Genomic DNA, 214 nt, shown 5'->3' with positions numbered 1-214 from the left:
GGTAAAGTCATTCGTAATCGACTGGGCAAACACGCCGCCGCCAATTCCGCCAAGTGCTCCTGAAATAATCACACCGATATAACGCATTTTAGTGACATTAATCCCCATCGTATCTGCGGCCATGGGGTGTTCTCCAACGGAACGCAGCCGAAGTCCAAACGGTGTTTTATACATAACAAACCAAGCGATAACTGCGACAATAATCGCTAAATAG

Annotated in this window: 1 protein-coding gene; it reads right to left on the bottom strand. The window is 46.7% G+C overall.

Going from position 1 to position 214, the window contains the following annotated elements; all coding sequences use genetic code 11:
- Window positions 1-214 (bottom strand): ABC transporter permease subunit (locus tag ACTXGU_RS22480; protein WP_443483709.1); only part of this gene is annotated, 214 nt, incomplete at both ends.

Origin of the sequence: Niallia sp. 01092, from assembly GCF_052318935.1 — a bacterium.
Taxonomy (GTDB): Bacteria; Bacillota; Bacilli; order Bacillales; family Cytobacillaceae; genus Niallia.
Note: the sequence above shows the minus strand (reverse complement) of the source record. Positions and strands in the feature narration are given on the sequence as shown.